The organism is Clavibacter zhangzhiyongii (assembly GCF_014775655.1).
GTDB lineage: Bacteria > Actinomycetota > Actinomycetes > Actinomycetales > Microbacteriaceae > Clavibacter > Clavibacter zhangzhiyongii.
In genome coordinates this window covers 569277-595246 of sequence record NZ_CP061274.1, presented here as the reverse complement: position 1 = coordinate 595246, position 25970 = coordinate 569277, and the positions used below count along the sequence as shown (strand labels likewise).

The window sequence follows — 25970 nt, the reverse complement described above, 5'->3', positions numbered from 1 at the left end:
GTGATGCGCATGGTCTCCAGGTTAGAACCTCACGTACCCTTGAGGTCAATCGGGAGGGGACGTCGTGGCGGATGCGCAGGCGGGGCCGCGGCACGCGCCCGGCGAGCTGCTCACGGTCGGCGAGATGACGAGGCGCACGGGCGTCGCCGCCTCCGCGCTCCGCTTCTACGAGGAGCTCGGCCTCATCGCCGCCGAGCGCACCGCGGGCAACCAGCGCCGGTACGCGCGGCACATGCTGCGGCGGGTGTCGCTGATCACGGTGGCCAAGCGCCTCGGGATCCCGCTGGCCGACGTGCAGGCGACCTTCGACGACGTGCCGCTCGACCGCCCGCCGAGCCATGCCGACTGGCAGCGGGCGTCGCGCCGGTGGAAGCGCCTGCTCGAGGAGCGGCGGCAGGGCATCGAGCGCCTGGAGCGCGAGCTCACGGGCTGCATCGGCTGCGGCTGCCTCTCGATGCGCGCGTGCGGCCTGCTCAACCCGGACGACGCGCTCGGCGATCGCGGCGCGGGGCCCCGGCGCGTGCAGCTCGACTGACGCGCGCGGATCCGCCGGCCGGGCTCAGCGGCGCTTGCGCCGTACGACGAACAGCACCGCGACCGCGGCGATGGGCCACGCCCCCACGATCAGCGGGTCCATCCACATGTGCTTCATGTCGGCCCGCCCGCGCCCGAACCGCGACGAGATCGGGTGGTGGCGCGGCTCGCTGAGCACGCCCGTCTCGGTGAACGGGTCGTCCGGGTGCCCGCTCACGAGCGATCCGAGGTGCGCACCGGCGGCGTCCACCCGGTCACCGAGCATCAGCAGCAGCCAGTGCACGGACCGGCCCTCGCTGAAGGTCGCGTAGGCGTAGCGCTTGATCGCGCCCGAGACGCCGTGCAGCGGCGCGACCGTGCCGAAGACGGGCGGCAGCTCCGTGTGCTCGATGGAGCGCTCGCGTGGCCGCAGCTCCTCCTGGCGCTCCGGCATGTCCCAGTGGGCGCCGGAGACGAGGTCGGTGCGCTCGCGCGGGAACGCGGGGCGGTCGGCGTGGTCGAGGTCGGCGCCCCAGCCCGGGATCCGCGCCCGGAGCGCGTCGGCGTCGACGGGGCGGTGGTGGTCGCTCGCGCGGTACGGCATGGCCTGCTCCTACTTGTCGTCGAACGTGATGACGGTCTTGACGCAGTCGTCGAGCTTCGCGGAGAACGTGTGGTACCCCTCCGCGATGTGCTCGAGCGGGATGCGGTGCGTGATGATGTCGCGCGGCGAGAAGTGCCCGGCGCGGATGTGCTCCATGAGCCGCGGCCACTGCCGCTTCACGGGCGCCTGGTTCATCCGCATCGTGATGCCCTTGTTCACGGCGTCGCCGAACTTGATCGCCGCGGGCACGGGCCCGTAGGCGCCCATGACGCTGACGGTGCCGCCCTTGCGCACGCCGTCGATGGCCCAGTTGAGCGCCACCGGGGATCCGCCCTGCACCTTCACCTTGGTGCCGGTGATCTGGTGCAGCGCGTGGCCGTCGGCCTCCGCGCCCACCGCGTCGATGACGACGTCGGCGCCGAGCCCGTCGGTCAGCCGCTTGAGCTCGAGCACGGTGTCCTTCACGGACGAGAAGTCGAGCGTCTCCGCGTGCGCGAACGACTCGGCCATGCGGAGGCGGTAGTCGAGCTGGTCGACGACGATCACGCGGCCCGCGCCCATGAACCACGCCGAGCGCGCGGCGTACAGGCCGACGGGCCCGGCGCCGAGCACGGCCACGGTGTCGCCCTCGACGATGTCGCCGAGCTGCGCGCCGAAGTAGCCCGTGGAGAGCGCGTCGGTCATGACGAGCGCGTCCTCGTCGTGGATGTCCTCGGGGATCACCATGGGCCCGACGTCCGCGAACGGCACGCGCACGTACTCCGCCTGGCCGCCGTCGTAGCCGCCCGTGGTGTGCGAGTAGCCGTAGATGCCGCCGACCGCCGTGGCGTTCGGGTTCACGTTGTGGCAGTTCGAGTAGAGGCCGCGGGCGCAGAAGAAGCAGGACCCGCAGTAGATGTTGAACGGCACCATCACGCGGTCGCCCACGGACAGGTTCTCGACCGACGAGCCGACCTCGTGCACGACGCCGATGAACTCGTGGCCGAAGGTCGTGCCGACCCGCGTGTCCGGGAGGAGGCCGTGGTACAGGTGCAGGTCGGATCCGCAGATCGCCGCCCGGGTGACGCGGACGATCGCGTCGTTCGGATGCTCGATGCGGGGGATGTCCTTCTCCTCCACGCGGATCCGGTAGGGCCCTCGGTAGACCATCGCTCGCATGTCGCTCCCTCCGTCTGATGCGTCCAGCAGACTCCTCGGTCCCGGCAGCGCCTACCCCTTGACAGGCGGATGCGGCGGTGTCAGCCGCGGTCGAAGCGCATCCCGCAGCCGCGCGCGTCGGCGTCCGCCGCGACCTCGCCCGTGCGCGCGAAGTCGGCCCAGACCCGCCGCACCGCGCGCCCGCGCTCGGCGACCTCGGGCCAGGCCTCCGGCGGCACCAGCCGCATCCGGGTCCAGGCCTCGTGCGTGCCGAGGACCAGCGGCACGTCGGACGTGTGCCCCGCGCCGATGGGGCTCGACGCCGGCGCCGCGCGGAGGACGTAGCGCACGGCCCGGCCGCCCGCCGCCCGGTGCCGCGCGGCGAAGGCGGCGACGGGCCGCGTGTAGACGCGGCGCGTGGTGGGTCGCACGACCGCGCGCATCAGCACGCGGCGGAGGGCCGGGCCGACCACCGGCACGCCGAGCAGCGGGGCGATCACGGGGAGCGCGGGCAGGTACATCGCGGTCTCGTCGCGCGTCGTGCCGATGAGGAGGTCGACATCGGGCGCCGCGGCGCGCCAGGCGGCGTCGCGGTCGGCCTCGGCGGGCAGAGGTGCGTGGCCGTAGCGCGGTCCCCAGGGGAGGCCGGCGCGGATCCCCGACGCCCACGACGCCCGCTCGGCCCGGGCCTGGCGCCGCATCACGTCGGCGAGCGACGCATCGGCCCGGAGCCCGCGGGTCACGCGCGCCATCGCCCGGAACATGCGCTCGCGCCCGCCCGTTATCCCCACCGGCGGGCTCTGCACGATCGCCCGGTGGAAGAGGCCGCGGGCGCCGTCGCTGATCATGAGGTGCAGGATCGCGTCGCCGCCGGCGGACTGGCCCATCGCGGTGACGGCGTCGGGGTCGCCGCCGAACCCGGCGATCGAGTCGCGGATCCAGCGGAGCGCCTCGACCTGGTCGAGGAGCCCGAGGTTCGCCGGCGGCCCGTCGTGCGGCCGGCGCCCGCCGCCGCCCCCGCCGCCGAAGCCGAGGAGCCCGAGCCGCGCGGTCACGGCGACGACGATCACCCGCTGCTCGGTCACGAGCGCGCGCGGGTCGTGGATCGCGAGGTCGCCCGCGCCCGTCGTGTAGCCGCCGCCGTGGAACCAGACGATGACGGGCAGCGCCTCCTCGGGCGCGAGGTCGGCGGGCCGCGTGATCGAGAGCCGCTGGCAGTCCTCCGACCGCCCGATCCCGTCGAGCGCGCCCTGCATGAGCGTGTCGAGGATCCGCGACGACGGCTGCGGGCACGCGGGCGCCGGCGTCACAGCGTCGCGCACGACGGGCTCGCCGTCGGATCCGCGCTCGGGCTCCGCGGGCACCGGCGGCGCGCCGCGACCGGCCGTCGCGTACGGGATCCCCAGCCAGCGCGCCACGTCGCCGTCGAGCCGTCCGGCGACGGGCCCCGATCGCGTGCGGACGGGGGCGAGGAGGGGGGTCGCGGGCATCCGGCCACGCTATCCGTCGGGGGACGCATCGCAGGCGACGGTCAGGGAGGGTCGCCGGGCGGGCGTAGCGTCGAGGGGTACCGCATCCGAAGAGGGCGCGGCCGGATCGACCCGATCCCTCCCCTCCCCCACCGGACAGCATTAGGAGAACCATGCGCACCGTCAACGCCTACGCGGCCACGTCCGCCACCGATCCCATCACCAAGACCACCATCGAGCGCCGCGACGTCGGCCCGAAGGACGTCTCCATCGACATCGCCTACTCGGGCGTCTGCCACTCCGACATCCACACCGTCCGCGGCGAGTGGGGCCCCATCGCCTACCCGCAGGTCGTCGGCCACGAGATCGTCGGCCGCGTCACCGAGGTCGGCTCCGACGTCACCAAGCACCAGGTCGGCGACCTCGTCGGCGTCGGCTGCATGGTCAACTCCTGCAAGGAGTGCGAGCAGTGCAAGGCCGGCCAGGAGCAGTACTGCCTGAAGGGCAACATCCAGACCTACGGCGGCACCGACCCGGCCGACGGCACCATCACGCAGGGCGGCTACTCCGAGGCCGTCGTCGTCGACGAGGACTTCGTGCTCCGCGTCCCCGAGTCCCTCGACATCGAGAAGGTCGCGCCGCTGCTCTGCGCCGGCATCACCACCTACTCGCCGCTGCGCCACTGGAACGCGGGCCCCGGCACGCGCGTCGCGGTGGTCGGCATGGGCGGCCTCGGCCACATGGCCGTGAAGATCGCGCACGCGATGGGCGCCGAGGTCACCGTGCTCTCGCAGACGCTCTCCAAGAAGGAGGACGGACTCCGCCTCGGCGCCGACCGCTACTTCGCGACCAGCGACGAGTCGACCTTCGAGGAGCTCGCCAGCTCGTTCGACCTGATCATCAACACCGTCTCCGCGAAGCTCGACATGTCGAAGTACATCGGCCTGCTCGCGATCGACGGCACGCTGGTCAACGTCGGCGCCCCGTCGGAGCCGCTCGAGATCCCCGCGTTCGCGCTGATCCCCGCGCGCCGCAGCTGGGCCGGCTCCATGATCGGCGGCATCGCCGAGACGCAGGAGATGCTCGACTTCTGCGCCGAGCACGGCATCGTGCCCGAGACCGAGCTCATCTCGGCCGAGCAGATCAACGAGGCCTACGAGCGCGTCCTCAAGTCCGACGTGCGGTACCGCTTCGTCATCGACGCGAAGACGTTCGCGTAGCCCGCACGCACACGAGGGAGGCCCCGCGGATCATCCGATCCGCGGGGCCTTCCCGCGTCCGGGCGCGGGCGCGGGCGATCAGTCGCCGCGGACCAGCGCGTGCAGCGACCGGATGACGCTGGCGACGAACGCCTCGCGGGCGTCGTCGCCGATGCGGTCGAGCGACAGGTACGGGTTGAGGTCCTCCAGCTCCACGAGCAGCAGCTCCCCGTCCCGCGTGCGGCACGCGTCGACCCGCTGGATGCCGTGCTCCACGTCGTTCCAGTCGACGAAGCGCTGCGCGAACGCCCAGTCCTCGGCCGACGCGTCGTAGGGCTCGAGCAGCCAGCGCCCGGCCGGATCCGGGGCGTAGAGCGCGTGCTGCGGCGTGCGGTCCACGAAGCAGAACGAGATCTCGTGCACGAAGTCGATGCGGGGCTGCACGAGGAGCCCCGTGAGGTCGAGCGCCCCGAGCTCCTCGCGCGTCACGAACGCGAGGCCCATCGAGTCGGCGCCGAAGCGCGGCTTGACCACGTACCCGTCGGCCGGCGGCAGCGCGTCCACCGCGTCCGCACGGTCGACGGTGGGGATGACCGGGTACCCGGCGGCGGTCAGGTCGAGCAGGTACTGCTTGCCGATCTGGTCGGCCTTGCCGCGCAGGTCGGTGAACACCGGGATCCCGCTGGTGAGCGCGGCCGCCCGGAACGCCTCGTACCCGGCCAGGTCGTGGATCACCGGCCCGCTGTTGCGGACCACCACGACGTCGAAGCCGTCCATGAGGCGGACGGCCGCCGACGGGTGGCAGACGGCCACGTCGAACTCGGCGCCGAGGCGCGCGGACAGCGCGACGTCCTCGTCGCCGTACCGACGCCCCTTCGCCGGGTAGCCGAGGTCGCTGACGTAGAGGATCCGGGGACGGGCGGGGGTCGCGGGCATGGAGGCACCGTATCGGTCCGGCGCTCGGGCCCGAGCGTAGGTTGGGGAGGCCGGACCGCTCCCCCGCACCGAAGGGTCCCCGTGGACACCAGCCCCCGCTCCGCCCCGGCGGCCCCCGCCGCAGCATCCGCGCGCGACGACGCCGCCTGGTGGCGCACCGCCGCCATCTACCAGGTGTTCCTGCGCAGCTTCGCGGACGGGGACGGCGACGGCGTCGGCGACCTGGCGGGCCTCCGCGCCCGCCTGCCGTACCTCGCCGCGCTCGGCGTCGACGCCATCTGGGTGAACCCCTGGTACCCCTCGCCGATGGTCGACGTCGGCTACGACGTGGCCGACTACCGCGACGTGGATCCCATGTTCGGCACGCTCGCGGAGGCGGAGGCCCTGATCGCGGAGGCGCACGCCCTCGGCCTGCGGGTGCTCCTCGACATCGTGCCGAACCACACCTCCGACGCCCACCCCTGGTTCCGGGAGGCGCTGGCCGGGGATCCCGCCGCCCGCGCCCGCTACCTCCTCCGCGACGGGAAGGGCGTCGACGGCGAGCTGCCGCCGAACGACTGGGAGAGCTGCTTCCGCGGACCGGCCTGGACCCGCACGACCGACGCGGACGGCCGCGCCGGCGCCTGGTACCTGCACATGTTCGCGCCGGAGCAGCCCGACCTCGACTGGACGAACCCGGAGGTGCGCGCCGAGTTCGTCGACGTCCTGCGCTTCTGGTTCGACCGCGGCGTGGACGGCTTCCGCGTCGACGTGGCGCACGGCCTCGCGAAGGCCGAGGGGCTGCCGGACGGCCTCGGCGCCGACCGGCGCACGGAGGCGCACCCCGGCTGGGACCAGGACGAGGTGCACGACGTGTACCGCGAGTGGCGCCGGGTGGCCGACTCCTACGATCCGCCGCGCGTCTTCGTCGCCGAGGCGTGGGTGGCCCGACCCGAGCGGCTGCCGCTCTACCTCCGGCCCGACGAGCTGCACACCGCCTTCGAGTTCGAGCCGCTGCACGTCACGTTCCGGGCGGATCCCTGGCGCCGGGTCATCGACGACGGCCTCGCGAAGGCCGCGCTGTCGGGCGCGCCGAGCGCGTGGGCGCTCACCAACCACGACGTCGTCCGGCAGGCGACCCGGTACGGGCGGGAGCAGCCGGAGGTCCGCGCGTCGAACGAACAGCAGCGCGCGCGCTTCGGCGTCGACCCGGTCGACCTGGAGCTCGGCCGCCGCCGCGCCCGCGCCGCCGTCACGCTGACGATGGCCCTGCCGGGCGTCGCGTACCTCTACTTCGGCGAGGAGCTGGGCCTGCACGAGGTGGAGGACCTGCCGGATGCGCGGCGGCGGGATCCGATCCACCTCCGCTCCGGCGGCACCGACCCGGGGCGCGACGGCTCCCGGGTCCCGATCCCCTGGTCCGGCGACTCCCCGCCCTACGGCTTCTCGGGCTCCGCACCGGACGCCGGCGGCGGCGAGCCGTGGCTGCCGCAGCCGGACGCGTGGGCGGAGCTGACGGTCGAGCGCCAGGAGGCGGATCCCGCGTCGACGCTGCAGCACTACCGGCGGCTGCTGGCGGCCCGTCGCGCGCTCGTCGTGCCCACGGAGCCGCTGGTGTGGCTGGACGCGCCGCCCGACGTGCTCGCGTTCCGGCGGGGCGCGCTCGAATGCTGGATCGCCTTCGGGACTCATCCGGTGCCGCTGCCGCCGGGGCTCCGGGTGGCGATCAGCTCGACCGGGGACGTCGCCGGGGTGCTCCCGCCCGACACCGCCGTGTGGCTGGTCCCCGAGGGGTCGTGACGGCGGCTCCGACCGGCCCGGCGGGCTCCCGTGCGCTCGCCCGCGGTACCGTCGGAGCATGCGCCTGATCCTGATCCGACACGGCCAGACCCCCTCCAACGTCGACGGGGTCCTCGACACCCGCATCCCGGGGCCCGGGCTCACGGAGCTCGGCCGGGAGCAGGCGGCGCGGCTGCCGGGGACCCTGCGCGGCGAGCGGATCGGCGCGCTCTACGTCTCGACCATGCGCCGCACGCATGAGACGGCCGCGCCGCTCGCGGATGCGCTCGACCTCGCACCCGTCGAGCGCGCGGGGCTCCGCGAGATCGCCGCGGCCGAGCTCGAGATGCGCGGCGACCGCGCGGCCGTCATGGAGTACCTGGACACGATGATCCGCTGGGTCGCCGGCGAGGACGAGCTGCGCCTCGCGGGCGGGGAGACGGGCCGGGAGTTCGCCGCGCGGTTCGACGCCGTGGTCGCGGAGGCGGAGGGCTCCGGCCACGGCACCGTGGCGATCGTCAGCCACGGCGCCGCGATCCGCTGCTGGGCCGGCATGCGGGTGCGCGGCCTCGACGCGGCCTTCGTCGCCGACCACGCACTGGAGAACACGGGCGTCGTGGTGCTCGAGGGGTCCGGCCGCGACTGGATCCTGGAGTCCTGGGAGGGCGAGCCCGCGAGCGGCGTGGGCGAGGACGCGCCGTCCGGCCCGACGGGCGAGCCGACGGACTAGGCGGGCGCCCGGTCCTCTCGCCCGGAGGCGGGCCGTCGCCCCAGGGACGACTGGAACCGCACCAGGTAGCCGTCGGGATCCTGCACGAGGAACTGGCGCACGCCGGTCTCCTCGTCGCCGATCCGGTACCAGGTCGTCTCCGGCTCGAGGAAGAGCGCGACGCCGGCCGCGGCGAGCGCCGTCGCCACGACGTCCGCGTCCTCGACGGCGATCTGGAAGTTGATCCCCCGCCCGTACGGCCGCTCCAGCGGCCCCGTCACCCAGTTCCGGATGATGCCGGCCTGCTCGAGCATGAGGTGCGCTCCGCCGCGCGCGATGTACGCGAATCCCTCCTCGGGGCGGTCGTACCGCACCGCGAAGCCGCACAGGTCGCGCCAGAACGCGAGGCTCGCGGCGAGGTCGGTGACCAGCAGCTCGGGGACCAGGTCGGGCTCGTCGTCGGGATCCATGCGGCCATGGTCGCAGACGAACCGCCGGCTGCCGCGTCCACCCGCACCCACCCCGCACCCGGCGGCGGCCCGGCCCCGGCCCGTTACCGTGGACGGATGATCTCCACGCTCCCGCCCACCGCCGAGCTGCACCTGCACGTGGAGGGCACCCTCGAACCCGAGCTGGTCTTCGAGCTGGCCGAGCGCAACGGCGTCGAGCTGCCCTACGCGGGCATCGAGGACCTCCGCTCGCGCTACGCGTTCACTGATCTGCAGTCGTTCCTCGACCTCTACTACGCGTGCACGGCGGTCCTCCGCACGCGCCGCGACTTCCACGACCTGGCCGCCGCCTACCTGGAGCGGGCCGCCGCCGACGGGATCCGGCACGTCGAGATGTCCTTCGACCCGCAGGCGCACACGACGCGCGGCGTGCCCGTCGACGACGTGCTCGACGGCCTCCTCGACGCCCTCCGCGAGGCGCGCGTCCGCCACGGCATCTCGGGCGGGCTGATCCTCAGCTTCCTGCGCGACCGCCCGGTGGAGGAGGCGATGGCGACCCTGGAGTCGGTCGCCGGCCGGGCCTCCGAGATCCTCGCCGTCGGGCTCGACTCCGCCGAGGTCGGCTACCCGCCGTCCCTCTTCGTCGACGTCTTCGCGCGCGCCCGGGAACTCGGCCTGCACGCCGTCGCGCACGCGGGCGAGGAGGGGCCGCCGTCCTACGTCCACGAGGCGCTCGACCTGCTGCACGTGGAGCGGGTGGACCACGGGGTGCGCTGCCTCGAGGATCCCGCGCTCGTCGACCGGCTCGTCGCCGAGCGGATCCCGCTCACCGTCTGCCCGCTCTCGAACGTGCGCCTCGGCGTGAACGAGTCCCTCGACGAGCACGCGCTCCCGGAGCTGCTCGCCCGCGGCGTGCTCGCGACCGTGAACAGCGACGACCCCGCGTACTTCGGCGGCTACCTCGGCGAGAACATCCGGCAGCTGCGGGCCGCGCACGCGTTCGACGACGACGCCATCGCGCTCCTCGCCCGCAACTCGTTCGAGGCGTCGTTCCTGCCGGACGAGCGCCGCGCGGAGCTGCTCGCCGCGGTCGACGCCTGGCGCGCCTCCGCGCTCTGAGGCGGAGCATGACGCCGCACGAGGATCCCGAAGACCGCCGCTCCCTGACGTTCACCATCGGGGACGAGGAGCTCGTCATCCGCCACAAGTACGAGGTCGCGAGCATCGTCAACGACATCATGGTGGCCACGTGGTTCGTGGTCGGCAGCATCCTCTTCTTCTCCGAGTCGACCACCACGGCGGGAACGTGGCTGTTCCTCGTCGGCAGCATCCAGCTGATGATCCGGCCGCTCATCCGGCTGCGTCGCCGGGTGCACCTCACCCGCATCGGGTCGCGTGCCCCCGGTGACACCGGACGCGACTTCTGAGGTCCCGCGGTCAGTCGACGACGGCCGCGACGGCGCTCCGGTCCTCCGCGCGACCCGCGGGTCGCTCAGTCGAGGACGGCCGCGACCGCCTCGACCTCCACGAGCTGGTCGTCGTAGCCGAGCACGGTGACGCCGAGCAGCGTGCTCGGCGGGTCGTGCGGCGCGAGCGCGTCGCGGACGACCTCCCACGCGGTCACGAGGTCGGCCTGCCTGCGGGACGCGACGAGCACGCGCGTGCTCACGAGGTCGGCGAGCGTCGCACCCGCGGCCTCGAGCGCGATCCGCAGGTTCTCGACGCACCGCGCCGCCTGCGCGGCGTGGTCGCCGACGCCGACCGTGCGGCCCTCGGCGTCGAGCGGGCAGGATCCCGCGAGGAACACGAGCCGCGCGTCGGCGGGCGCGGTCGCGGCGTAGGCGTACTCGGCGGTGCCGGAGAGGGCGGCCGAGCGGATCAGGGTCACGGCGGTCATGGGTCTCCCGTCTCGGGCGCGGCCGGGTCCGCGCGACCCGCCCAGCCTGCCAGCCCGCTGCGGCCCCGCCTGGCGCGCCCGCGCGAGGATGCCCTGGATCACCGCGGTCTTCGCCTCGGCGTAGGCGTCCATCGACTCCCACCGCCGGGTCATCAGCTCCCGCTTCGTGCGCTCGTACAGCTCGCGGTCAGCCGGGTCGGCGCGCAGCCGGTCGCGGAGCAGGAGGTACGCCTCCACCGCGGGATCGCCGTCCTCGTAGACGTGCACGTGCACGTCCCGCGCGGGCGTGCGCACGAGGCGGTGCCCGGGCTCGCGGACCCGCAGCTCGTAGCCCGCGCCGACGAGCCGCGCGACGTGGTCCTCCTCGGCCGTGATGTCGGCCACCACGAGCACGACGTCGACGATCGGCTTCGCCGCGAGGCCCGGAACCGACGTCGAGCCGATGTGCTCGACGGCGAGCGCCGCGTCGCCCAGGGCCTCGACGATCCTCCGCCGGTGCGCGAGGAACGCCTCCGCCCAGCCGGGGTCGTGCTCCCGCAGCCCGAGGGTGAGCGGCGGCTGCCCGCCCACGACCTCCACGGCCGTCACGTCGGGTCGGCGGCGGTCGCGGTCGTGCATCACCGGGACATCCTGGCAGGGGGACGCGCGTCATGTCCCGGCCCCTCCGGTGCCGGCGCGGACGGACGCGGCGCCCGGACCGCGACGGCCGCGCCGACCGACGCCAGCACCAGGCCCATCCCGAGGGCCTGCATCGCGGACAGCGTCTCGCCCGACCAGCCCAGCCCGACGGCGACGGCGACGACCGGGCTGAGCAGCCCGAGGAACGCGGGGACGCGGGCGGGGAGCGCGCGCACCCCGCGGAACCAGAGGAGGTACGCGAGCGCGGTGCCGACGAGCGACAGGTACGCGTACCCGGCGACGTTCACCGGCGTGAGCGGCACGGCGGGCAGCGGCTCGCAGGCCGCGGTGAGGACCGCCAGGAGGATCCCGCCCGCGAGGAGCTGCCACGACGTGGTCACGAGGGGCGGGTGATCCGAGCCCCACCGCTTCGCGAGCACCACGCCCACCGCCATGCAGACCGCCCCGGCGAGGGCGGCGGCGACGCCGGTCGCGTCGAGCCGGGCGTCAGCCCGCAGCACGATCAGCGCCACGCCCGCGAGGCCCGCGATCCCCGCGAGGACCGCCCGGATCGGCACCCGCTCCCGCAGCACCCGCGCGGCGAGCACGGACACCAGGAGCGGCTGGATCCCGCCGATGACGGCTGCGACCCCGCCGGGCAGCCGGTCGGCCGCGACGAACAGGAACGCGAAGAACGCGCCGATGTTGAGCGCGCCGAGCACGGCCGACCGCCACCACCCCGCGCCGCGCGGGAGCTGGCGGCCGATCGCGAGCAGCACGAGCCCGGCCGGCAGCGCGCGGAGGGTGGCGGTGAGAAGGGGATGCCCGGGCACCAGGAAGGCGGTGGAGGTCGCGTAGGTCGTGCCCCAGACGGCGGGCGCGACGGCGGTGAGCAGGACGAGGCGGAGTCGGTCGGTGAGCACGCGCCCAATGTAGCTCAGCGCTTAGCTAGTAGGGTGGGCGGCATGGACCACGTCGACCGCATCCTCACGCAGTGGGCAGCCGAGCGCCCCGACCTCGACGCCTCGCCGATGGCCGTCGTCGGCCGGCTCGCACGGGCGGCCGGGGCCGTCGCCGCCGAGCTCGACCGGACCTTCGCGCGCCACGGGATCGACGCCTCGACCTTCGACGTGCTCGCCACGCTCCGCCGCCAGGGCGCGCCCCACCGGCTGCCGCCCGCGCAGCTCGCGCGGGAGTCGATGATCACCACGAGCGCCGTCGCGCAGCGCCTCAACCGGCTGGAGGGCCTCGGCCTCGTGGCTCGACTGCCCCGCCCGGAGGACGGGCGCGGCAAGCTCGTCGAGCTCACCGCGGCGGGCCGGCGGCTCGTCGACCGCGTGCTCCCCGACCACCTCGCCACGGAGGAGGCGCTGCTCGCCCCGCTCGACGCGCGCGAGCGCCTCACGCTCGCGGAGCTCCTCGGCCGGCTCGACCCGGCGAGCGCCTAGGCCGCCGCCCGGCGCGTCAGTCGAACGCGACGTGCTGCATGACCCACGCGTGCATGACCACCGCGGCCGCCGCCGACGCGTTGATGGAGCGCGTGGACCCGAACTGCGAGATCGCGACGGTCATGTCGGCCGCCGCCACCGCCTCGTCGCTGAGGCCCGGGCCCTCCTGGCCGAAGACGAGCACGCAGCGATCGGGGAGGCGCGTGGTCTCGAGCAGCACGGATCCGTCGACGTTGTCGATCGCGATGATCGGCAGGCCCTCGCCGCGCGCCCACTCCACGAGGTCGGCGATGGTCGCGTGGTGCACGACGTGCTGGTAGCGGTCGGTGACCATGGCGCCGCGCTTGTTCCAGCGGCGCCGCCCGACGATGTGCACGGTGTCGGCCGCGAACGCGTTGGCGCTCCGGACGATCGACCCGATGTTCATGTCGTGCTGCCAGTTCTCGATGGCCACGTGGAACGGGTGCCGGTGCTGGTCGAGGTCGGCGACGATCGCGTCCATGGACCAGTAGCGGTACCGGTCAATGACGTTGCGGGTGTCGCCGCGCTCCAGCAGCTCGGGATCCAGGTGCGGCTCGTCGGGCCACGCCTCCGGTCCGCCGGGCCACGGGCCCACGCCGTGCGTCGAGAGCTCGACCGTGGGCGTCGGCTCGACGGCGCCGGGCTCGCCGGGTGACCCGCGCTCGGCCATCAGATGTAGATCGCCGGGTCGACGAAGAACGCCGGATCCACGTGCGCGTCGGGCCCGCGCCCGGCCCGCTTCCCGGTCTCCACCGCGGGGATGCCCGTGAGCACGGATCCCGCGGGCGCGTCCTTCACGACCACGGCGTTCGCCCCGATGACGCTGCCCGCGCCGACCGTGATGGGCCCGAGCAGCTTCGCCCCGGCGCCGATGGTGACGCCGTCGCCCACGGTCGGGTGCCGCTTGCCGTGCACGAGGCTCTTCCCGCCCAGCGTGACGCCGTGGTACATGAGCACGTCGTCGCCGATCTCGGCCGTCGCGCCGATCACGACGCCCATGCCGTGGTCGATGAACAGCCGCCGCCCGATGCGCGCGCCCGGGTGGATCTCCACCCCGGTCAGCGCCCGCCCGACCTGCGCGAGCAGCCGCGCCGCCAGCCGGATCCGCCGTCGCCAGAGCGCGTGCGACACCCGGTGCAGCCACACGGCGTGCAGGCCCGGGTAGCCGAGCACCATCTCCAGGTACCCGCGCGCGGCCGGATCGTGGGCGCGGGCGGAGCGGAGGTCCTCGACGAGGCGGGCGACGACTCCCACGCCTAGTCGCGCAGGTCGTCGAACAGCACGGTGGAGAGGTACCGCTCGCCGTAGTCGCACACGATGGCGACGATGGTCTTGCCCGCGCTCTCGGGCCGCTTCGCGATCTCGAGCGCGGCCCACACGATGGAGCCGGACGAGATGCCGCACAGGATCCCCTCGTCGGTCGCGAGCGCGCGGGAGACGCGGATGGAGTCCTCGAGCGAGACGTCGACGACCTCGTCGTAGACCTCGGTGTCGAGGATCTCGGGCACGAAGTTCGCGCCGATGCCCTGGATCTTGTGCGGGCCGGGCTTGCCGCCGTTCAGGATGGGCGAGTCGAGCGGCTCGACCGCGACGATCCGCACGTCGGGCTTGCGCTCCTTGAGCACCTGGCCGACGCCCGTGATGGTGCCGCCCGTGCCGACGCCCGCGATGAACACGTCGACGGCGCCGTCGGTGTCCGCCCAGACCTCCTCGGCCGTGGTCTCGCGGTGCTTCTGCGGGTTCGCCGCGTTCGCGAACTGCTTCGCCCAGATGGCGTTCGGCGTCTCCGCGACGATCTGCTGCGCGCGCTCGACGGCGCCGCGCATGCCCTCGGGCCCGGGCGTGAGGACGATCTGCGCGCCGTACGCGCGCAGCACCAGCCGGCGCTCGATGCTCATGGTCTCGGGCATGGTGAGGATGACCGTGTAGCCGCGCGCCGCGCCCACCATGGCGAGCGCGATGCCGGTGTTTCCGCTCGTGCCCTCGACGATGGTGCCGCCGGGCTTCAGCTGCCCCGACGCCTCGGCCGCGTCGATGATGGCGACGCCGATGCGGTCCTTCACGCTGGATGCGGGGTTGTGCGACTCGAGCTTCACGAGGACGGTCGCGTCGAGCCCCTCCGTGAGCCGGTTGAGGCGCACGAGCGGCGTGCCGCCGACCAGCTGGGTGATGTCGTCGTAGACGCGACCTGCCATGGGTTCCACCTTCGTCGTGATCGTGATCGGTGCGGGGCGAGCCGCGCGCACCTGCTCGTCGTCGAGCCTATGGGAGGCCAACCGCGCGCACGGCGGCGGCATTCCGGCAGGCTGGACCCATGAGCGCGCGCATCGAGGTGGAGGGGCCCGGCGGCCCCGAGGTCATGACCCTGACGGACGGCCCGGTGCCGGATCCGGGGCCCGGCGAGGTGCGAATCCGCGTGCACGCCGCCGGCGTCAACTTCATCGACACGTACCGCCGGAGCGGCGTCTACCCGATGGCGCACCCCTACGTCCCCGGATCCGAGGCCGCCGGCGTGATCGAGGCGCTCGGCGACGGCGTGGCCGGCGTGCACGTGGGCGACCGCGTCGCGACCGCGGAGGCGTCGGGCACCTACGCGCAGCACGCGCTCGTGCGCGCCGAGACGCTGCTGCCCGTGCCCGACGGCGTCGACATGGAGGTCGCCGCGGCGCTCCCGCTCCAGGGCCTCACCGCGCACTACCTCGCCACGAGCTCGTACCCGGCCGGTCCCGGCGATCGCGCGCTCGTGCACGCTGGCGCCGGCGGCGTGGGGCTCCTCCTCACGCAGCTGCTCGCGGATCGCGGCGTCGAGGTGATCACCACGGTCTCCACCGAGGAGAAGGCGGCGCTCTCGCGCGCGGCCGGCGCGGCGCACGTGCTCGGCTACGACGACGTGCCGGTGCGCGTCCGCGAGCTCACCGACGGACGCGGCGTCGACGTGGTCTACGACGGCGTCGGCCGCGACACGTTCGACGGCTCGCTCGACTCGCTGCGCATCCGCGGCACGCTCGTGCTCTTCGGCGGCGCGAGCGGGCAGGTGCCGCCGTTCGACCTGCAGCGGCTCAACTCCGGCGGATCCCTCTCCGTCACCCGGCCGACGCTCGCCCACTTCCTGCTCGACGCGGAGGAGCGGCGGTGGCGCGCGGGCGAGCTGTTCGCCGGGGTGCTCGACGGATCCCTCGACGTGCGCGTCGGCGCGACCTACCCGCTCGCGGACGCGGCCCGCGCGCACGAGGATCTGGAGGCCCGGCGCACGACCGGCTCCATCGTGCTCCTCCCCTGACCGCGACCGCCGGTCACTTGCCGTGACGGAAAACCAGATGTAGGTTTCCCTCATGGAAAACGACCGAGCAGCAGACGCGGCCGCCGCCCTCGACGGCCTCCGGTCCGACCGCGAGGCGCTGGCCGCCCGCATCGCCGTGCCGCGCGGGCACCTCGCGGGCTTCGGGGCCATCGCCCTGGCCTGGGTGGCGCAGGCCGCGACCCTCTCCCCCGGCGCCGACTACGAGCCGCCGCGGACCTCCTGGGCCCTGATCGTCGCCGCGGTGGTCCTCCTGGTCCTCATCCGCCGCCGCACGGGCATCCGGTTCCGCCGGGTCGGCGTGCGCGCGGTGCTCCTCGTCGCGGCCGCGCTCCTCGGCTGCCTCGTGCTCTTCTCGATCTCGCTGGGCCTCGTCGCGCAGGGGCTCGGCTGGGCCGTGGCCCTCACGGCGCTGGCGGCCTTCGCGCTCGTCACCTGGCTCGCGACGCGGGCCTTCGAGGCCGCCGTCGACGGGATCCGCCGCCGTGGCTGAGGCCGCGTTCGACGAGCTGATCCACGCCCCGGTCCGCCTGCGCGTCTGCGGCATCCTCCGCCGCGTCGACCAGGTCGACTTCACGGTGCTGCGGGACGCGCTCGGGATCGCCGACGCGAGCCTGAGCAAGCACCTGAAGGCGCTCGCGGACGCGGGCTACGTGTCGTCGCGGAAGGCGTCCTCGGCCGGGCGCGCGGACCGGCGGCAGCTGACGTGGCTCGCCCTCACCGCGGCCGGGCGCCGGGCCTTCGACGGCCACGTGGCCGCGCTGACGGAGATCGCGGGCGCCGTCGAGGACGGCGCCCGCGCCTGAGGCCCTCCGGGTCAGTCCGCGATGAACGCGAGGATGTCCCGGTCGAGCTGCGCCTGGTACTCGCCGGCGATGCCGTGCGGCGCGCCCGCGTAGACCTTCACGGTGCCGTGCTTCACGAGCTCGGCGGACTTGAGCGCCGCGTTGGCGATCGGCACGATCTGGTCGTCGTCGCCGTGCGCCAGGAGGATCGGCACGTCGAGCGCCTTCAGGTCCTCCGAGAAGTCGGTCTCCGAGAAGGCCGCCACGCAGTCGTACGCCGCGATGAGGTTGACGAGCATGCCCTGGCGCCAGAAGTCGCGCTTCGCGCCCTCGGAGACGTGGCTGCCCTCGCGGTTCGCGCCGAAGAAGGCCTCGGAGAGCTCGATGTAGAACTGCGAGGCGTCGGCGAGCACGCCGGCGCGGATCCCGTCGAAGACCTCGCGGGGGACGCCGTCGGGGTTCGCCTCCGACGCCACCATGACGGGCGGGACGGCGCCCGCGGTGACGACCTTGCGCACGCGGCCGACGCCGTGCTGCGCCGCGTAGCGGACGACCTCGCCGCCGCCCGTCGAGTGGCCGATGACGACGAGGTCCTGCAGGTCGAGGTGCTCGACGAGCTCCGCGAGGTCGCGGGCGTAGGTGTCCATGTCGTTGCCCGTGGACGTCTTCGCGGAACGGCCGTGGCCGCGGCGGTCGTGCGCGATCGCGCGGTAGCCGGCGTCGACCAGCACCTTGATCTCGACCTGCCACGCGTCGGAGCTGAGCGGCCAGCCGTGGCTGAGCAGCACGGGCTTCCCGGCCCCCTGGTCGGTGTAGAAGATCTCGGTCCCGTCGGACGTGGTGAAAAGCGGCATCGTGTCCCTCTCGTGGTGGCCCGGGCACCGGCCGGATCGACGGCTGGAGCGGCCCGTTCCGCGTTTGCGGGGAGACCCGCCGTTCTGCGAATCTCTCCCTGGTGATCACGCCAATGGAACCGCGGCCCGGAGGTGCGACACCATGCAGGAAGCACGCAGTTCGCACGCTGTTCCCCGCGCCGCGGCGCCGGCGGCGCGCGCGAGCATCCTGGGCGGCCTGCTCCGGGCGGCGCGCGTCGCGGCGGACCTGACGCTGGAGGCCCTCGCGGAGCGGTCGGGCGTGAGCGCGCGCACCATCAGCGACATCGAGCGCGGCGTGAGCACGCGGCCGCGGCGGGCGACGACCTACGCGCTGGCCGACGCGCTGGGGCTCGCCGGCGGATCCCGCGACCGGCTGCTCGCCGCGGCCCGGCCGCCGGCCGCCGCGGTCGGAGCCGACCCCGCGGGACCGGACGCGGACGGGGCGGGTGCCGCGCCCGCCGATCGGAGCTCCGCCGCGGGCGTCACCGAGCCCTACCGCCTCGCCGACTTCCAGGGCCGGGAGGACGAGATCGCCCGCCTCGTCGCGGCCGCCGACGACGGGGCGGCGGCCCCGCGGACCGCCCCGCTGCTCGTGGTGCTGAGCGGGGCGCCGGGCGTGGGCAAGTCGAGCATGGCCGTGGAGGCCGCCCACCGCATCGCCGACGGCACGCGCCCCCGGCTCTTCGCCGACCTCGGCGGGCTCGACGACGCGCCCGCCGAGCCCCTGCAGGTCGTCCGGTCGCTGCTGCGCCAGCTGACGGGCGCGGAGGCCGGGCGCGGCGACCTCGCCACGGCCGTCGCCGCGTGGGCGCGGGCCACCGCCGTGCGGCCGGCCGTCGTGGTCCTGGACGACGCCGCGGACGAGGCGCAGGTGCGTCCCGTGATGGCCGCGGATCCCGGCACCACCGTGCTCGTCACCTCGCGCCGTGCGCTGGCCGGCCTCGCCGGGTCCCGGCACCTGCGCGTCGCCGACCTCCCCCGCGCGGACGGCATAGCCCTCCTCGAGGCGATCATCCCCGCGGCCCAGCGCGCGGGCGCCGACCTCGACGAGCTCGCCCGGCTCTGCGGCGACCTGCCGCTCGCGCTGCGCGTGGCCGGCCACCGCATCGCGTCGCAGCCGGCATGGCACGTCGAGGACCACGTGCGGCGCCTCCGCGCGGAGGGCCGGCGGCTCGGCGCCCTCGTCGCGGGCGACACCGGGGTGCAGGCGGCGTTCGCCGCGTCGTGCGCGCACCTCACGCCGGCCGCGCGCGACCTGTTCCGGAGCCTGTCGCTGCTCCGCGGATCCTCGTTCGCGGCGCCCATGGCCGGCGCGCTCCTCGGCCTCGACGACGAGGCCGTGGAGGCGCTGCTCGACGAGCTCGTCGACCTCGGCCTGGTCGAGGCGCTCGGCGGATCCCGCCACCGCCTCCACGACCTGCTCCGGCTCTACGCCGCGGAGCGCCTGCACCACGACGTGGAGCCCGTCGAGGTCCGGCGCCGCGCCGAGCGGCTGGGCCGGTGGACCCTCGCGACCGCCGCCGCCGCCGGGCGGGCCTTCGGGCCGGACGACGCGCCGGATCCCCGCCTCGGCCCGGCGCTCGCGTTCGCCTCCCGCGCCGAGGCGCGCGCCTGGCTCGTGGCCGAGGTCGACGCGTGGTTCCCCGAGTACGAGGGCGCGTCGCGGGACGGCCGGGAGGGGCTCGTGCTGGACGCGTTCCCGCACCTCCTCCACTTCGGCGACCGGTGGTTCGAGTGGGGCCGCTGGCACGAGCTCTTCGGGCTGACCGCCGAGGTCGCCCACCGCATGGGCCGCCCCCTCCTGGAGGCCGAGGCCCTCAACGCGCTCGCCTTCACGCAGTTCTACGCGCGATGGGATGCGCCGGCCGCGCTGGCGACCTCCCGGCGAGCGCTCGCCCTCGCGACGGCGAGCGGCGACCGGCGCTCCCGGGCGCAGGCCCTCTCGGACATCGGCGTGGTCCTCGACGCGCTCGGCGACCCCGACGGCGCGGCCGCCTCCTCACGCCTCGCGATCGCCGCCTTCGAGGAGCTGGACCTCCCGGGGCCGGGCCTCAACCCGCGCGCGACGCTGGCGGGGCTCCTGCTGGCGGCGGACCCCGCGGAGGGGCTGGAGGCGTACCGCGGGATCCTCGAGCGGACGGCTGCGCCCCGGGCGCGCATGCCGGAGCTCGACCGCTGGGCCGCGCACCTCGACGCGATGGCCCAGATGGGCAAGGCGCTCATCCGGCTGGGGCGCCACGCGGAGGCGGTCGAGCTCGCCGACGCGATGCTCGCCGCGGTCGAGGGTCCGGCGAGCGAGCACGGCACCGACCGCGACCGGGCGCGCGCGCTCCGCAACCGGGGCCTGGCGCGGCGCGGGCTCGGCGAGCGCGCCGGCGCGCGTCACGACCTGGAGCGCGCCCTCGTGCTCGCGAGCGACCGGCCGCCGGCGGGGTGGTCGGCGGAGATCCGCGAGGCGCTCGACGGGCTCCCGGGCGGCACCGCCTAGCCTCGTGCCATGCCCGCACCCGGATCCCCGCTGACGCGCCTCGGCTTCCTCACCACCGGCCCCGTCGACCCGGCGGATCCCGCCCCGGGCCTCGAGGAGGCGCTGCGGCTCGTGGAGCTCGGCGACGCCCTCGGGCTCGACACCGCGTGGCTGCGCCCCGACCACCTCGGGCCGCAGATCTCCTCGCCCGTCGCGGTGCTCGCCGCGGCGTCGCAGCGCACCCGCCGCATCGGGCTCGGCACCGCGTCGATCGGGATCCGCGCCGAGAACCCGCTCCGCCTCGCCGAGGACCTCGCGACCGTCGACCTGCTCGCCGGCGGACGGCTGCGCCCCGGCCTCACGGTCGGCAACCCGGGGCGCGTCGCGGCCCTCGACCGGGCGATCCATCCCGTGACGGCCGCGCACGAGGAGCCGGGCCGCGACCGTCTGCTGCGGTTCCGGGACCTGCTGCGCGGCGGCGCGGTCCCCGACGTGGGCGAGCACGACCCCGAGGACGACGAGCCCCTCGCCGCCACCGTGCAGCCGACCTCCCCCGGGCTCGCCGACCGGCTCGGCTACGGGGCCGCGACGATCCGCACCGCCACCTGGGCGGGCGCGCACGGGTTCCGCCTGCTGGCCTCGGCCGTCACGGAGCGCGGCGCGGGCGACGGCTTCGGCGCGGACCAGCGCGCCCTCGTCGACGCCTACCGCGCCGCCCATCCGGACCCTTCCGCCGCCCACGTCACCCTGACGCTCGTCGTGGTGCCCACCGACGGCGCCACGGCCGAGCAGGTCGCCCGGTACCGGGCCGACGCCGCGGCGCGCGCCGAGCGGGCGGCCCGGGCGGACGGCCCCCGGAACGCGTCGAGCATGGTCCGCGCCGCCGACCTCGTGGGCCCGTCCGACGAGCTCGCCGCCGCCCTCCGCGCCGATCCCGCGGTGCAGGCCGCGGACGAGCTCGCCGTCGTGCTGCCCGGCGGCCTGCGCGGGGACGACGCCGCGCAGGTCCTCACCGACGTCGCCCGCCGCCTCGGCCCGGCGCTCGGCTGGTCGCCCGCCGCCTGATCGCCGCCGCGCGCACGACGACGCCCCTCCCGCGCGATGCGGGAGGGGCGTCGTCGTGCGGGTCGGTGGATCAGTGCATGCTCACGGCCTCGGACGAGGCACCGTCGCGGAAGCGCTCGAGCGGCACGCGCACCATCGACCAGGAGATGACCGAGGCGCAGGCCACGCCGATCGCCGCGGCCAGGAACACCACGTGGTACCCGTCGACCTGCTGCTGCAGCGGGTCCTGGACGCCGTCGGTCGTCGCCGCGGTGACGGCGGAGGCGAACAGCGCGGTGAAGACGGCCGTGCCGATGGATCCGCCGATCTGCTGCGTGCCCGTGAGCGCCGCGCCCGCGACGCCCGCGTCGCGCGGCTCGATACCGGAGAGCGCCACGTTCTGCATGGGCACGAACACGCACGCGAGCCCGATGCCGAGGAGGATCTGGCCGGGCAGCACCTGCACGACGTACGCGCCGTCGACGGTGATGCGGCTGAACCAGAGGAGGCCGGCGGCCGCGATGAGCGGGCCGACGGTCATGAGGATCCGCGGGCCGACCTTCGGCAGGAGCCGCGCGACCTGCGGCGCCGTGAGCATGATCGTCGCGGCCATCGGCAGCGACGCGAGGCCCGAGATCAGCGGCGACATGCCGAGCACGATCTGGAAGTGCAGCGTGAGGTAGAGGAGCCCGCCGAGGAGCGCCGCGCCCACCATCACGGAGGTGAGGTACGCGCCGCCGCGGGTGCGGTCGGCGACCACGCGGAGCGGCAGCAGCGGGTTGCGCGCCTTCGACTCCCACCAGACGAACGCGACCATGATCCCCACGCCGAGCGCGAGGAACCCGATGGTGTCGGGCTCGCCCCAGCCGTTCTCCGCGCGGGAGAAGCCGTAGACGATCGACGCGAGGCCGAGCGTGACGAGCAGCGCGCCCGGCACGTCGTAGCTGCGGTCGCCGTCGGCGCGGCTCTCCTTGAGGAGCGGGATGCCCGCGATGACCGCGACGACCGCGATCGGCACGTTCACGAGCAGGCACCAGTGCCAGCTGAGGTACTCGGTGAGCACGCCGCCGAGCAGCAGGCCGACGGCCGCGCCGGATCCGGCGATGGTGCCGTAGACCGCGAACGCCTTGACGCGGTCGGGCCCGGACGGGAACGTCACCGACAGCAGCGCGAGCGCGGCGGGCGCGAGGAGCGCCGCGAAGACGCCCTGGAGGCCGCGCGCGAGCAGCAGCATCTCGCCGGTGACGGCGACGCCGCCGACCGCGGAGGCCGCCGCGAAGCCGATCATGCCGAGGATGAAGGAGCGCTTGCGGCCCCAGTAGTCGGCGATGCGGCCGCCGAGCAGGAGCAGCGAGCCGAACGCGAGCGCGTAGACGGTGACGACCCAGGTGCGGTCGGCGTCGCTCATGCCGAGGTCGCGCTGCGCGGCGGGCAGGGCGATGTTCACGATGGTGCCGTCGAGCACGACCATCAGCTGGGCGAGGGCGACGACGGCGAGGAGGATCCACTTGCTGCGTGCGGAGGGCGCGGCGGGGCCGGCGGGGGCGCCGGCGGCGGTCGCGGAGGTGCCCGCGGTCGCGGCGGGGGACGTCGAGGGCGGTGCGTCTTCGGGGGTGCGTGCGTGGGAGATCTGGTGCTCCTGGAGGGTCGTGCGGCGCCCGGGCGGGCGAGGACGGTCCAATCTAGGTCCGCCCCAGGCTCGGAGTCAAACGAACCGGTTCGTTTGACATACGCTGTTCACATGGCAGCGACGACGGGGGCCGCCCGATCCACCACCGATGACAAGCCCGACGACGTCCGGCACCGCATCCTCCTGGCCGCGCGCGAGGAGTTCGCGGCCCACGGGCTGGCCGGCGCGCGGGTCGACCGCATCGCCCGCTCGGGCCGGGCGAGCAAGGAGCGGCTCTACGCGCACTTCACCGACAAGGAGTCGCTCTTCCACGCGGTGCTGAAGCTCAACGGCGTCGAGTTCTTCTCCGCCGTGACGCTGGATCCCGAGGACCTCCCCGGCTTCGTGGGCCAGCTCTTCGACCACGCCTACGAGCATCCGCAGCACCGCCGCATGCTCGCGTGGGCCCGGCTCGACGGCGTGGAGCTCGACGTGCCGCACAGCGAGACGTCGCCGTCGGCCAAGGTGCAGGCGATCCGGCGCGGGCAGGAGTCGGGCCACATCGACCCGGCGTGGGATCCGCAGCGCCTCCTCACGATGCTGTTCGCGCTCGCGCAGGCGTGGGTGCAGTCGCCGTACCCCGCGATGCACGCCGACGGGCCGAAGGCGCGCGCGGCCGACCGGGCGGCCGTCGTGGAGGCGGCCCGCCGGATCACGGCCCCGCCCGCGCGCTGACGACAGCTCCTCCCACCTGGGCATCCGTCGCCGCATCCTGCGGATTCCCCGGATGAGGGAGACGCCTCCCCGCACCCGCACGTAGCGTGGGGACATGTCCGACACCCTGACCCGCGAGTACGAGGCGGGGTCCAGCCACTCCCACCCCCTCCGCCGGTTCCTGCGTCGCTGCCGGGCCTGGATCGAGCTGCACCCGAAGGCGCGGTGGCTGTACCGGATCCTCGTGGGGCTCCTCGGCGTCGCCATCGTCCTCGTCGGCATCGTGCTCATCCCGCTCCCCGGCCCGGGCTGGCTCATCGTCTTCCTCGGCATCGCCGTGCTCGGCACCGAGTTCCCGGCCGCGCACCGCGTGAACGTCTTCCTCAAGCGCCAGCTGCACCGCTTCTGGGACGCCTGGCGCCGCTGGCGCGCGTCCCGCGCGGAGCGCCGGGCCTCGCGCTCCGCCTCCTGACTCCCTCGGGCGTGCGCATCTCCCCCCTTCGGTCGATACGGCGCCGGCACCCCCGTCCGTAGGGTCGGGGCATGCCCTCCCCCACCGCCCCCGCGCCGCGCGCCCTCGCCCGGTCGATCGGCCGCGAGGCCGCCCTCGTCGCCGCCTCCCTCGCCGTCGGCCTGGTCGCCCTCGGCGCCACGCTCGACACCCTGGCCGGGTCGGGCGCGAGCGGCCTGCGGACCGAGGCGCTCCTGCTCCTCGACGTCGCCGCGGGGATCCTCGCGATCGCGCTGATGCCCCTCCGGCGGCACGCGCCGGTCGCCGTCGCCGCCGCGCTCGGCGTCCTCGCCGCGATGTCGAGCCTCGCGATCCTCGCCGCCGTGATCGCGCTGGTCTCCGTCTCGACCCGCCGCCGCCCGCGGGAGATCGCCCTGGTCGTCGCCGTGTGGGTCGTCGCGATCCCGGTCTGGGAGCTCGCGGGCCTCGCGCACCTGCCGCTGGAGCAGGGCGACCTCCCGTTCCTCGCGATCGCGCTCCTCGTCGGCGTCGGCCTGCCCGTCGTCGTCGGCCTGTACGTCGGCGGCCGGCGCGAGCTGCTCGCGTCGCTGCGGGAGCGGGCCCGCATGGCGGAGGAGGAGCAGGCGCTGCGCCTGGAGCAGGCGGCGGACCACGAGCGCACGCGCATCGCCCGGGAGATGCACGACGTGCTCGCGCACCGGCTGTCCCTCGTCGCCCTGCACGCGGGCGCCCTCGAGTACCGGGACGACCTCGACGGGGCGGAGGTGCGGCAGACGGCGACGATCGTGCGCGAGAACGCCCGCACGGCGCTCACCGAGCTGCGCGAGGTGCTGGGCGTGCTCCGGGATCCGTCGGGATCCCCGGCCGTCGCTCCCCCGCAGCCGACGCTCGCCGACCTCCCCGAGCTGCTCGACGACGCCGGCTCCCTGGGCACCGAGGTGCGCCTGGAGCTCGATCCCGGCACCCGCGACGCTCTCCCGCGCTTAGGCGCCTCCGTCTCGCGGCACGCCTACCGGATCGTCCAGGAGTGCCTCACGAACGCGCGGCGGCACGCGCCCGGAGCGCCCGTCGACGTGTCGATCGCCGGCCGTCCGGGCGGCGTCCTCCGCGTCGTCGTGCGCAACGCCCTGACCGCGGGCGATCCCGGGCCCGCGTCGCCCGGGCACGGGCTGGCCGGCATCGCGGAGCGCGCCCGCTCGGTGGACGGCACCCTCGTGGTCGCGGTGCGGGACGACGCGCACGTGGTCGAGGCGGAGCTCCCGTGGACCGCGTGACGCCGACCGACGCGGGACCCGTGCGCATCGTCATCGTCGACGACGACGCGCTCGTGCGCGCGGGCCTCCGCATGCTCCTCGGCGGGGATCCCGGCCTCGCGGTGGTGGGCGAGGCGGCGGACGGGCTCGCGGCGGGCGCCGTGATCGACCGCGCCGACCCCGACGTGGTGCTCATGGACATCCGGATGCCGGTCTGCGACGGCGTGACCGCGACGGCGCGCGAGGTCGCGCGGCGCCCCGACCTGCCGGTCATCGTGCTCACGACCTTCGACGCCGACGAGCTCGTGCTCGGCGCCCTGCGCGCCGGCGCCCGCGGGTTCCTGCTCAAGGACACCCCACCCGCCGACCTCGTGGACGCGGTGCGCACGGCCGCGGCCGGCCGGTCGATCCTGTCGCCCTCGGTGCTCGACACCGTGATCGGCGTGGCCGCCCGGCGCGACCGTGCCGACCGCACCGCGGAACGGGCGCGCTTCGCGACGCTGACGGAGCGCGAGCAGGAGGTGGCCCTGGCGGTCGCGCGCGGATGGTCGAACGCGCGCATCGCGGGCGAGATGTTCCTCGGCGTGGCCACGGTCAAGACGCACGTCGGGCACGTGCTCGACAAGCTCGGCGTGGACGGCCGCGTGCAGGTCGCCGTGCTCGTGCACGAGGCCGGGCTCGCTCCGTCGGAGTGA

28 protein-coding genes and 1 pseudogene are annotated in these 25970 nt (G+C 75.0%); 16 read left to right on the top strand and 13 right to left on the bottom strand.

Translation table 11 applies throughout. The annotated features are described in order from the left end of the window. Positions 1–64 precede the first annotated feature (64 nt). Positions 65–535, top strand: a complete 471-nt coding sequence (gene soxR, locus H9X71_RS03015) for a redox-sensitive transcriptional activator SoxR (protein WP_191148262.1) — start codon at positions 65–67, stop codon at positions 533–535. Positions 536–559: 24 nt separating this feature from the next. Here the strand turns inward: soxR and H9X71_RS03010 are convergent, their stop codons facing one another. The 3 genes from H9X71_RS03010 to H9X71_RS03000 form a co-directional block, all read right to left on the bottom strand. After that, positions 560–1117 carry a hypothetical protein gene (locus H9X71_RS03010; RefSeq protein ID WP_191148261.1) on the bottom strand — a complete coding sequence of 186 codons (558 nt, stop codon included), beginning with the start codon at positions 1115–1117 and terminating at the stop codon, positions 560–562. A gap of 9 nt (positions 1118–1126) precedes the next feature. Beyond that, positions 1127–2275, bottom strand: coding sequence for a zinc-dependent alcohol dehydrogenase (locus tag H9X71_RS03005; RefSeq protein WP_191148260.1), 1149 nt, complete (start codon positions 2273–2275; stop codon positions 1127–1129). Between the two features lie 80 nt (positions 2276–2355). Continuing rightward, the gene (locus H9X71_RS03000; RefSeq protein ID WP_191148259.1) at positions 2356–3744 is read right to left on the bottom strand and encodes a carboxylesterase family protein; all 1389 of its coding nucleotides are present in this window, start codon (positions 3742–3744) and stop codon (positions 2356–2358) included. Positions 3745–3896: 152 nt separating this feature from the next. Here H9X71_RS03000 and H9X71_RS02995 point away from each other — a divergent pair, with 152 nt between their 5' ends. Continuing rightward, positions 3897–4943: an NAD(P)-dependent alcohol dehydrogenase gene (locus H9X71_RS02995; protein WP_119402655.1), complete on the top strand. Its 1047-nt coding sequence runs from the start codon at positions 3897–3899 to the stop codon at positions 4941–4943. Between the two features lie 78 nt (positions 4944–5021). Here H9X71_RS02995 and H9X71_RS02990 read toward each other — a convergent pair whose 3' ends face one another. Continuing rightward, on the bottom strand, positions 5022–5858 hold the full coding sequence (locus H9X71_RS02990) for an ATP-grasp domain-containing protein (RefSeq protein WP_191148258.1): 837 nt from the start codon (positions 5856–5858) through the stop codon (positions 5022–5024). Positions 5859–5939: 81 nt separating this feature from the next. On the opposite strand from H9X71_RS02990, the gene H9X71_RS02985 reads away from it, so the two are divergent. Both H9X71_RS02985 and H9X71_RS02980 read left to right on the top strand, forming a co-directional pair. Next, entirely contained in the window at positions 5940–7637 is a 1698-nt protein-coding gene (locus H9X71_RS02985; RefSeq protein WP_191148257.1) for a glycoside hydrolase family 13 protein, read from the top strand. A gap of 58 nt (positions 7638–7695) precedes the next feature. After that, positions 7696–8346 (top strand): histidine phosphatase family protein, encoded by a 651-nt coding sequence (locus H9X71_RS02980; protein WP_191148256.1) that lies wholly within the window; start codon positions 7696–7698, stop codon positions 8344–8346. Here the strand turns inward: H9X71_RS02980 and H9X71_RS02975 are convergent. Beyond that, positions 8343–8795: a bleomycin resistance protein gene (locus tag H9X71_RS02975; protein ID WP_191148255.1), complete on the bottom strand. Its 453-nt coding sequence runs from the start codon at positions 8793–8795 to the stop codon at positions 8343–8345. The two genes, H9X71_RS02980 and H9X71_RS02975, sit on opposite strands and share 4 nt — an antisense overlap. Before the next feature lie 96 nt (positions 8796–8891). On the opposite strand from H9X71_RS02975, the gene H9X71_RS02970 reads away from it, so the two are divergent. Both H9X71_RS02970 and H9X71_RS02965 read left to right on the top strand, forming a co-directional pair. After that, positions 8892–9893 (top strand): adenosine deaminase, encoded by a 1002-nt coding sequence (locus H9X71_RS02970; protein ID WP_191148254.1) that lies wholly within the window; start codon positions 8892–8894, stop codon positions 9891–9893. 8 nt (positions 9894–9901) lie between these two features. Continuing rightward, on the top strand, positions 9902–10201 hold the full coding sequence (locus H9X71_RS02965) for a YrhK family protein (protein WP_191148253.1): 300 nt from the start codon (positions 9902–9904) through the stop codon (positions 10199–10201). Positions 10202–10266: 65 nt separating this feature from the next. Here the strand turns inward: H9X71_RS02965 and H9X71_RS02960 are convergent, their stop codons facing one another. The 3 genes and pseudogenes from H9X71_RS02960 to H9X71_RS02950 all read right to left on the bottom strand — a co-directional run bounded on the left by H9X71_RS02960 (position 10267) and on the right by H9X71_RS02950 (position 12212). Beyond that, positions 10267–10671 carry a RidA family protein gene (locus H9X71_RS02960; RefSeq protein WP_191149061.1) on the bottom strand — a complete coding sequence of 135 codons (405 nt, stop codon included), beginning with the start codon at positions 10669–10671 and terminating at the stop codon, positions 10267–10269. Between the two features lie 90 nt (positions 10672–10761). Further along, positions 10762–11289 (bottom strand): annotated as a pseudogene (locus tag H9X71_RS02955) (GrpB family protein); the annotation flags it as partial. Next, positions 11289–12212, bottom strand: a complete 924-nt coding sequence (locus H9X71_RS02950) for an EamA family transporter (protein ID WP_191148252.1) — start codon at positions 12210–12212, stop codon at positions 11289–11291. The pseudogene H9X71_RS02955 and the gene H9X71_RS02950, both read right to left, overlap by 1 nt. Positions 12213–12254: 42 nt before the next feature. Here H9X71_RS02950 and H9X71_RS02945 point away from each other — a divergent pair, with 42 nt between their 5' ends. Next, the gene (locus H9X71_RS02945; protein WP_191148251.1) at positions 12255–12737 is read left to right on the top strand and encodes a MarR family winged helix-turn-helix transcriptional regulator; all 483 of its coding nucleotides are present in this window, start codon (positions 12255–12257) and stop codon (positions 12735–12737) included. A 16-nt stretch (positions 12738–12753) separates the two neighbouring features. Here the strand turns inward: H9X71_RS02945 and H9X71_RS02940 are convergent, their stop codons facing one another. From H9X71_RS02940 to cysK, 3 genes are read right to left on the bottom strand one after another with little or no spacing between them, the layout of a single operon-like run. Beyond that, complete coding sequence (locus tag H9X71_RS02940; protein ID WP_191148250.1) at positions 12754–13428, bottom strand: TrmH family RNA methyltransferase; 675 nt, start codon at positions 13426–13428, stop codon at positions 12754–12756. Further along, positions 13428–14012 (bottom strand): serine O-acetyltransferase EpsC, encoded by a 585-nt coding sequence (gene epsC / locus H9X71_RS02935; protein WP_191148249.1) that lies wholly within the window; start codon positions 14010–14012, stop codon positions 13428–13430. Before epsC ends, H9X71_RS02940 begins: the two co-directional genes overlap by 1 nt. Before the next feature lie 2 nt (positions 14013–14014). Beyond that, entirely contained in the window at positions 14015–14953 is a 939-nt protein-coding gene (cysK, locus tag H9X71_RS02930) for a cysteine synthase A (RefSeq protein ID WP_191148248.1), read from the bottom strand. Between the two features lie 119 nt (positions 14954–15072). On the opposite strand from cysK, the gene H9X71_RS02925 reads away from it, so the two are divergent. From H9X71_RS02925 to H9X71_RS02915, 3 genes are read left to right on the top strand one after another with little or no spacing between them, the layout of a single operon-like run. Continuing rightward, entirely contained in the window at positions 15073–16038 is a 966-nt protein-coding gene (locus H9X71_RS02925; RefSeq protein ID WP_191148247.1) for a quinone oxidoreductase family protein, read from the top strand. A gap of 52 nt (positions 16039–16090) precedes the next feature. Further along, complete coding sequence (locus tag H9X71_RS02920) at positions 16091–16549, top strand: hypothetical protein (protein ID WP_191148246.1); 459 nt, start codon at positions 16091–16093, stop codon at positions 16547–16549. Next, positions 16542–16862 carry a transcriptional regulator gene (locus H9X71_RS02915; RefSeq protein WP_191148245.1) on the top strand — a complete coding sequence of 107 codons (321 nt, stop codon included), beginning with the start codon at positions 16542–16544 and terminating at the stop codon, positions 16860–16862. Before H9X71_RS02920 ends, H9X71_RS02915 begins: the two co-directional genes overlap by 8 nt. An 11-nt stretch (positions 16863–16873) precedes the next feature. Here the strand turns inward: H9X71_RS02915 and H9X71_RS02910 are convergent, their stop codons facing one another. After that, positions 16874–17695 carry an alpha/beta fold hydrolase gene (locus H9X71_RS02910; RefSeq protein ID WP_191148244.1) on the bottom strand — a complete coding sequence of 274 codons (822 nt, stop codon included), beginning with the start codon at positions 17693–17695 and terminating at the stop codon, positions 16874–16876. A gap of 142 nt (positions 17696–17837) precedes the next feature. Here H9X71_RS02910 and H9X71_RS02905 point away from each other — a divergent pair, with 142 nt between their 5' ends. Together H9X71_RS02905 and H9X71_RS02900 are read left to right on the top strand one after the other, a co-directional pair. Continuing rightward, a complete protein-coding gene (locus H9X71_RS02905) occupies positions 17838–20204 on the top strand; it encodes a helix-turn-helix domain-containing protein (RefSeq protein ID WP_191148243.1) in 2367 nt (788 codons plus the stop codon). Between the two features lie 9 nt (positions 20205–20213). Further along, positions 20214–21248: an LLM class flavin-dependent oxidoreductase gene (locus H9X71_RS02900; protein ID WP_191148242.1), complete on the top strand. Its 1035-nt coding sequence runs from the start codon at positions 20214–20216 to the stop codon at positions 21246–21248. A 70-nt stretch (positions 21249–21318) separates the two neighbouring features. Here H9X71_RS02900 and H9X71_RS02895 read toward each other — a convergent pair whose 3' ends face one another. Beyond that, the gene (locus H9X71_RS02895; protein ID WP_191148241.1) at positions 21319–22908 is read right to left on the bottom strand and encodes an MFS transporter; all 1590 of its coding nucleotides are present in this window, start codon (positions 22906–22908) and stop codon (positions 21319–21321) included. Between the two features lie 60 nt (positions 22909–22968). Here H9X71_RS02895 and H9X71_RS02890 point away from each other — a divergent pair, with 60 nt between their 5' ends. From H9X71_RS02890 to H9X71_RS02875, 4 genes are all read left to right on the top strand, one after another. Further along, entirely contained in the window at positions 22969–23571 is a 603-nt protein-coding gene (locus H9X71_RS02890; protein ID WP_191148240.1) for a TetR/AcrR family transcriptional regulator, read from the top strand. 94 nt (positions 23572–23665) lie between these two features. Next, a complete protein-coding gene (locus tag H9X71_RS02885; protein ID WP_191148239.1) occupies positions 23666–24022 on the top strand; it encodes a TIGR02611 family protein in 357 nt (118 codons plus the stop codon). 71 nt (positions 24023–24093) lie between these two features. Continuing rightward, complete coding sequence (locus tag H9X71_RS02880; protein WP_191148238.1) at positions 24094–25296, top strand: sensor histidine kinase; 1203 nt, start codon at positions 24094–24096, stop codon at positions 25294–25296. Next, complete coding sequence (locus tag H9X71_RS02875; protein ID WP_191148237.1) at positions 25284–25970, top strand: response regulator; 687 nt, start codon at positions 25284–25286, stop codon at positions 25968–25970. The genes H9X71_RS02880 and H9X71_RS02875 overlap by 13 nt, the downstream gene beginning before the upstream one ends.

Excerpts from the sequence above, each read along its gene's own strand:
- H9X71_RS03010 (WP_191148261.1), bottom strand. The coding sequence starts at position 1,117 with ATGCCGTACCGCGCGAGCGACCACCACCGCCCCGTCGACGCCGACGCG.
- H9X71_RS03005 (WP_191148260.1), bottom strand. The coding sequence starts at position 2,275 with ATGCGAGCGATGGTCTACCGAGGGCCCTACCGGATCCGCGTGGAGGAG.
- H9X71_RS03000 (WP_191148259.1), bottom strand. The coding sequence starts at position 3,744 with ATGCCCGCGACCCCCCTCCTCGCCCCCGTCCGCACGCGATCGGGGCCC.
- H9X71_RS02995 (WP_119402655.1), top strand. The coding sequence starts at position 3,897 with ATGCGCACCGTCAACGCCTACGCGGCCACGTCCGCCACCGATCCCATC.
- H9X71_RS02990 (WP_191148258.1), bottom strand. The coding sequence starts at position 5,858 with ATGCCCGCGACCCCCGCCCGTCCCCGGATCCTCTACGTCAGCGACCTC.
- H9X71_RS02980 (WP_191148256.1), top strand. The coding sequence starts at position 7,696 with ATGCGCCTGATCCTGATCCGACACGGCCAGACCCCCTCCAACGTCGAC.
- H9X71_RS02975 (WP_191148255.1), bottom strand. The coding sequence starts at position 8,795 with ATGGATCCCGACGACGAGCCCGACCTGGTCCCCGAGCTGCTGGTCACC.
- H9X71_RS02970 (WP_191148254.1), top strand. The coding sequence starts at position 8,892 with ATGATCTCCACGCTCCCGCCCACCGCCGAGCTGCACCTGCACGTGGAG.
- H9X71_RS02965 (WP_191148253.1), top strand. The coding sequence starts at position 9,902 with ATGACGCCGCACGAGGATCCCGAAGACCGCCGCTCCCTGACGTTCACC.
- H9X71_RS02960 (WP_191149061.1), bottom strand. The coding sequence starts at position 10,671 with ATGACCGCCGTGACCCTGATCCGCTCGGCCGCCCTCTCCGGCACCGCC.
- H9X71_RS02945 (WP_191148251.1), top strand. The coding sequence starts at position 12,255 with ATGGACCACGTCGACCGCATCCTCACGCAGTGGGCAGCCGAGCGCCCC.
- H9X71_RS02940 (WP_191148250.1), bottom strand. The coding sequence starts at position 13,428 with ATGGCCGAGCGCGGGTCACCCGGCGAGCCCGGCGCCGTCGAGCCGACG.
- cysK (WP_191148248.1), bottom strand. The coding sequence starts at position 14,953 with ATGGCAGGTCGCGTCTACGACGACATCACCCAGCTGGTCGGCGGCACG.
- H9X71_RS02925 (WP_191148247.1), top strand. The coding sequence starts at position 15,073 with ATGAGCGCGCGCATCGAGGTGGAGGGGCCCGGCGGCCCCGAGGTCATG.
- H9X71_RS02920 (WP_191148246.1), top strand. The coding sequence starts at position 16,091 with ATGGAAAACGACCGAGCAGCAGACGCGGCCGCCGCCCTCGACGGCCTC.
- H9X71_RS02910 (WP_191148244.1), bottom strand. The coding sequence starts at position 17,695 with ATGCCGCTTTTCACCACGTCCGACGGGACCGAGATCTTCTACACCGAC.
- H9X71_RS02905 (WP_191148243.1), top strand. The coding sequence starts at position 17,838 with ATGCAGGAAGCACGCAGTTCGCACGCTGTTCCCCGCGCCGCGGCGCCG.
- H9X71_RS02900 (WP_191148242.1), top strand. The coding sequence starts at position 20,214 with ATGCCCGCACCCGGATCCCCGCTGACGCGCCTCGGCTTCCTCACCACC.
- H9X71_RS02890 (WP_191148240.1), top strand. The coding sequence starts at position 22,969 with ATGGCAGCGACGACGGGGGCCGCCCGATCCACCACCGATGACAAGCCC.
- H9X71_RS02885 (WP_191148239.1), top strand. The coding sequence starts at position 23,666 with ATGTCCGACACCCTGACCCGCGAGTACGAGGCGGGGTCCAGCCACTCC.
- H9X71_RS02880 (WP_191148238.1), top strand. The coding sequence starts at position 24,094 with ATGCCCTCCCCCACCGCCCCCGCGCCGCGCGCCCTCGCCCGGTCGATC.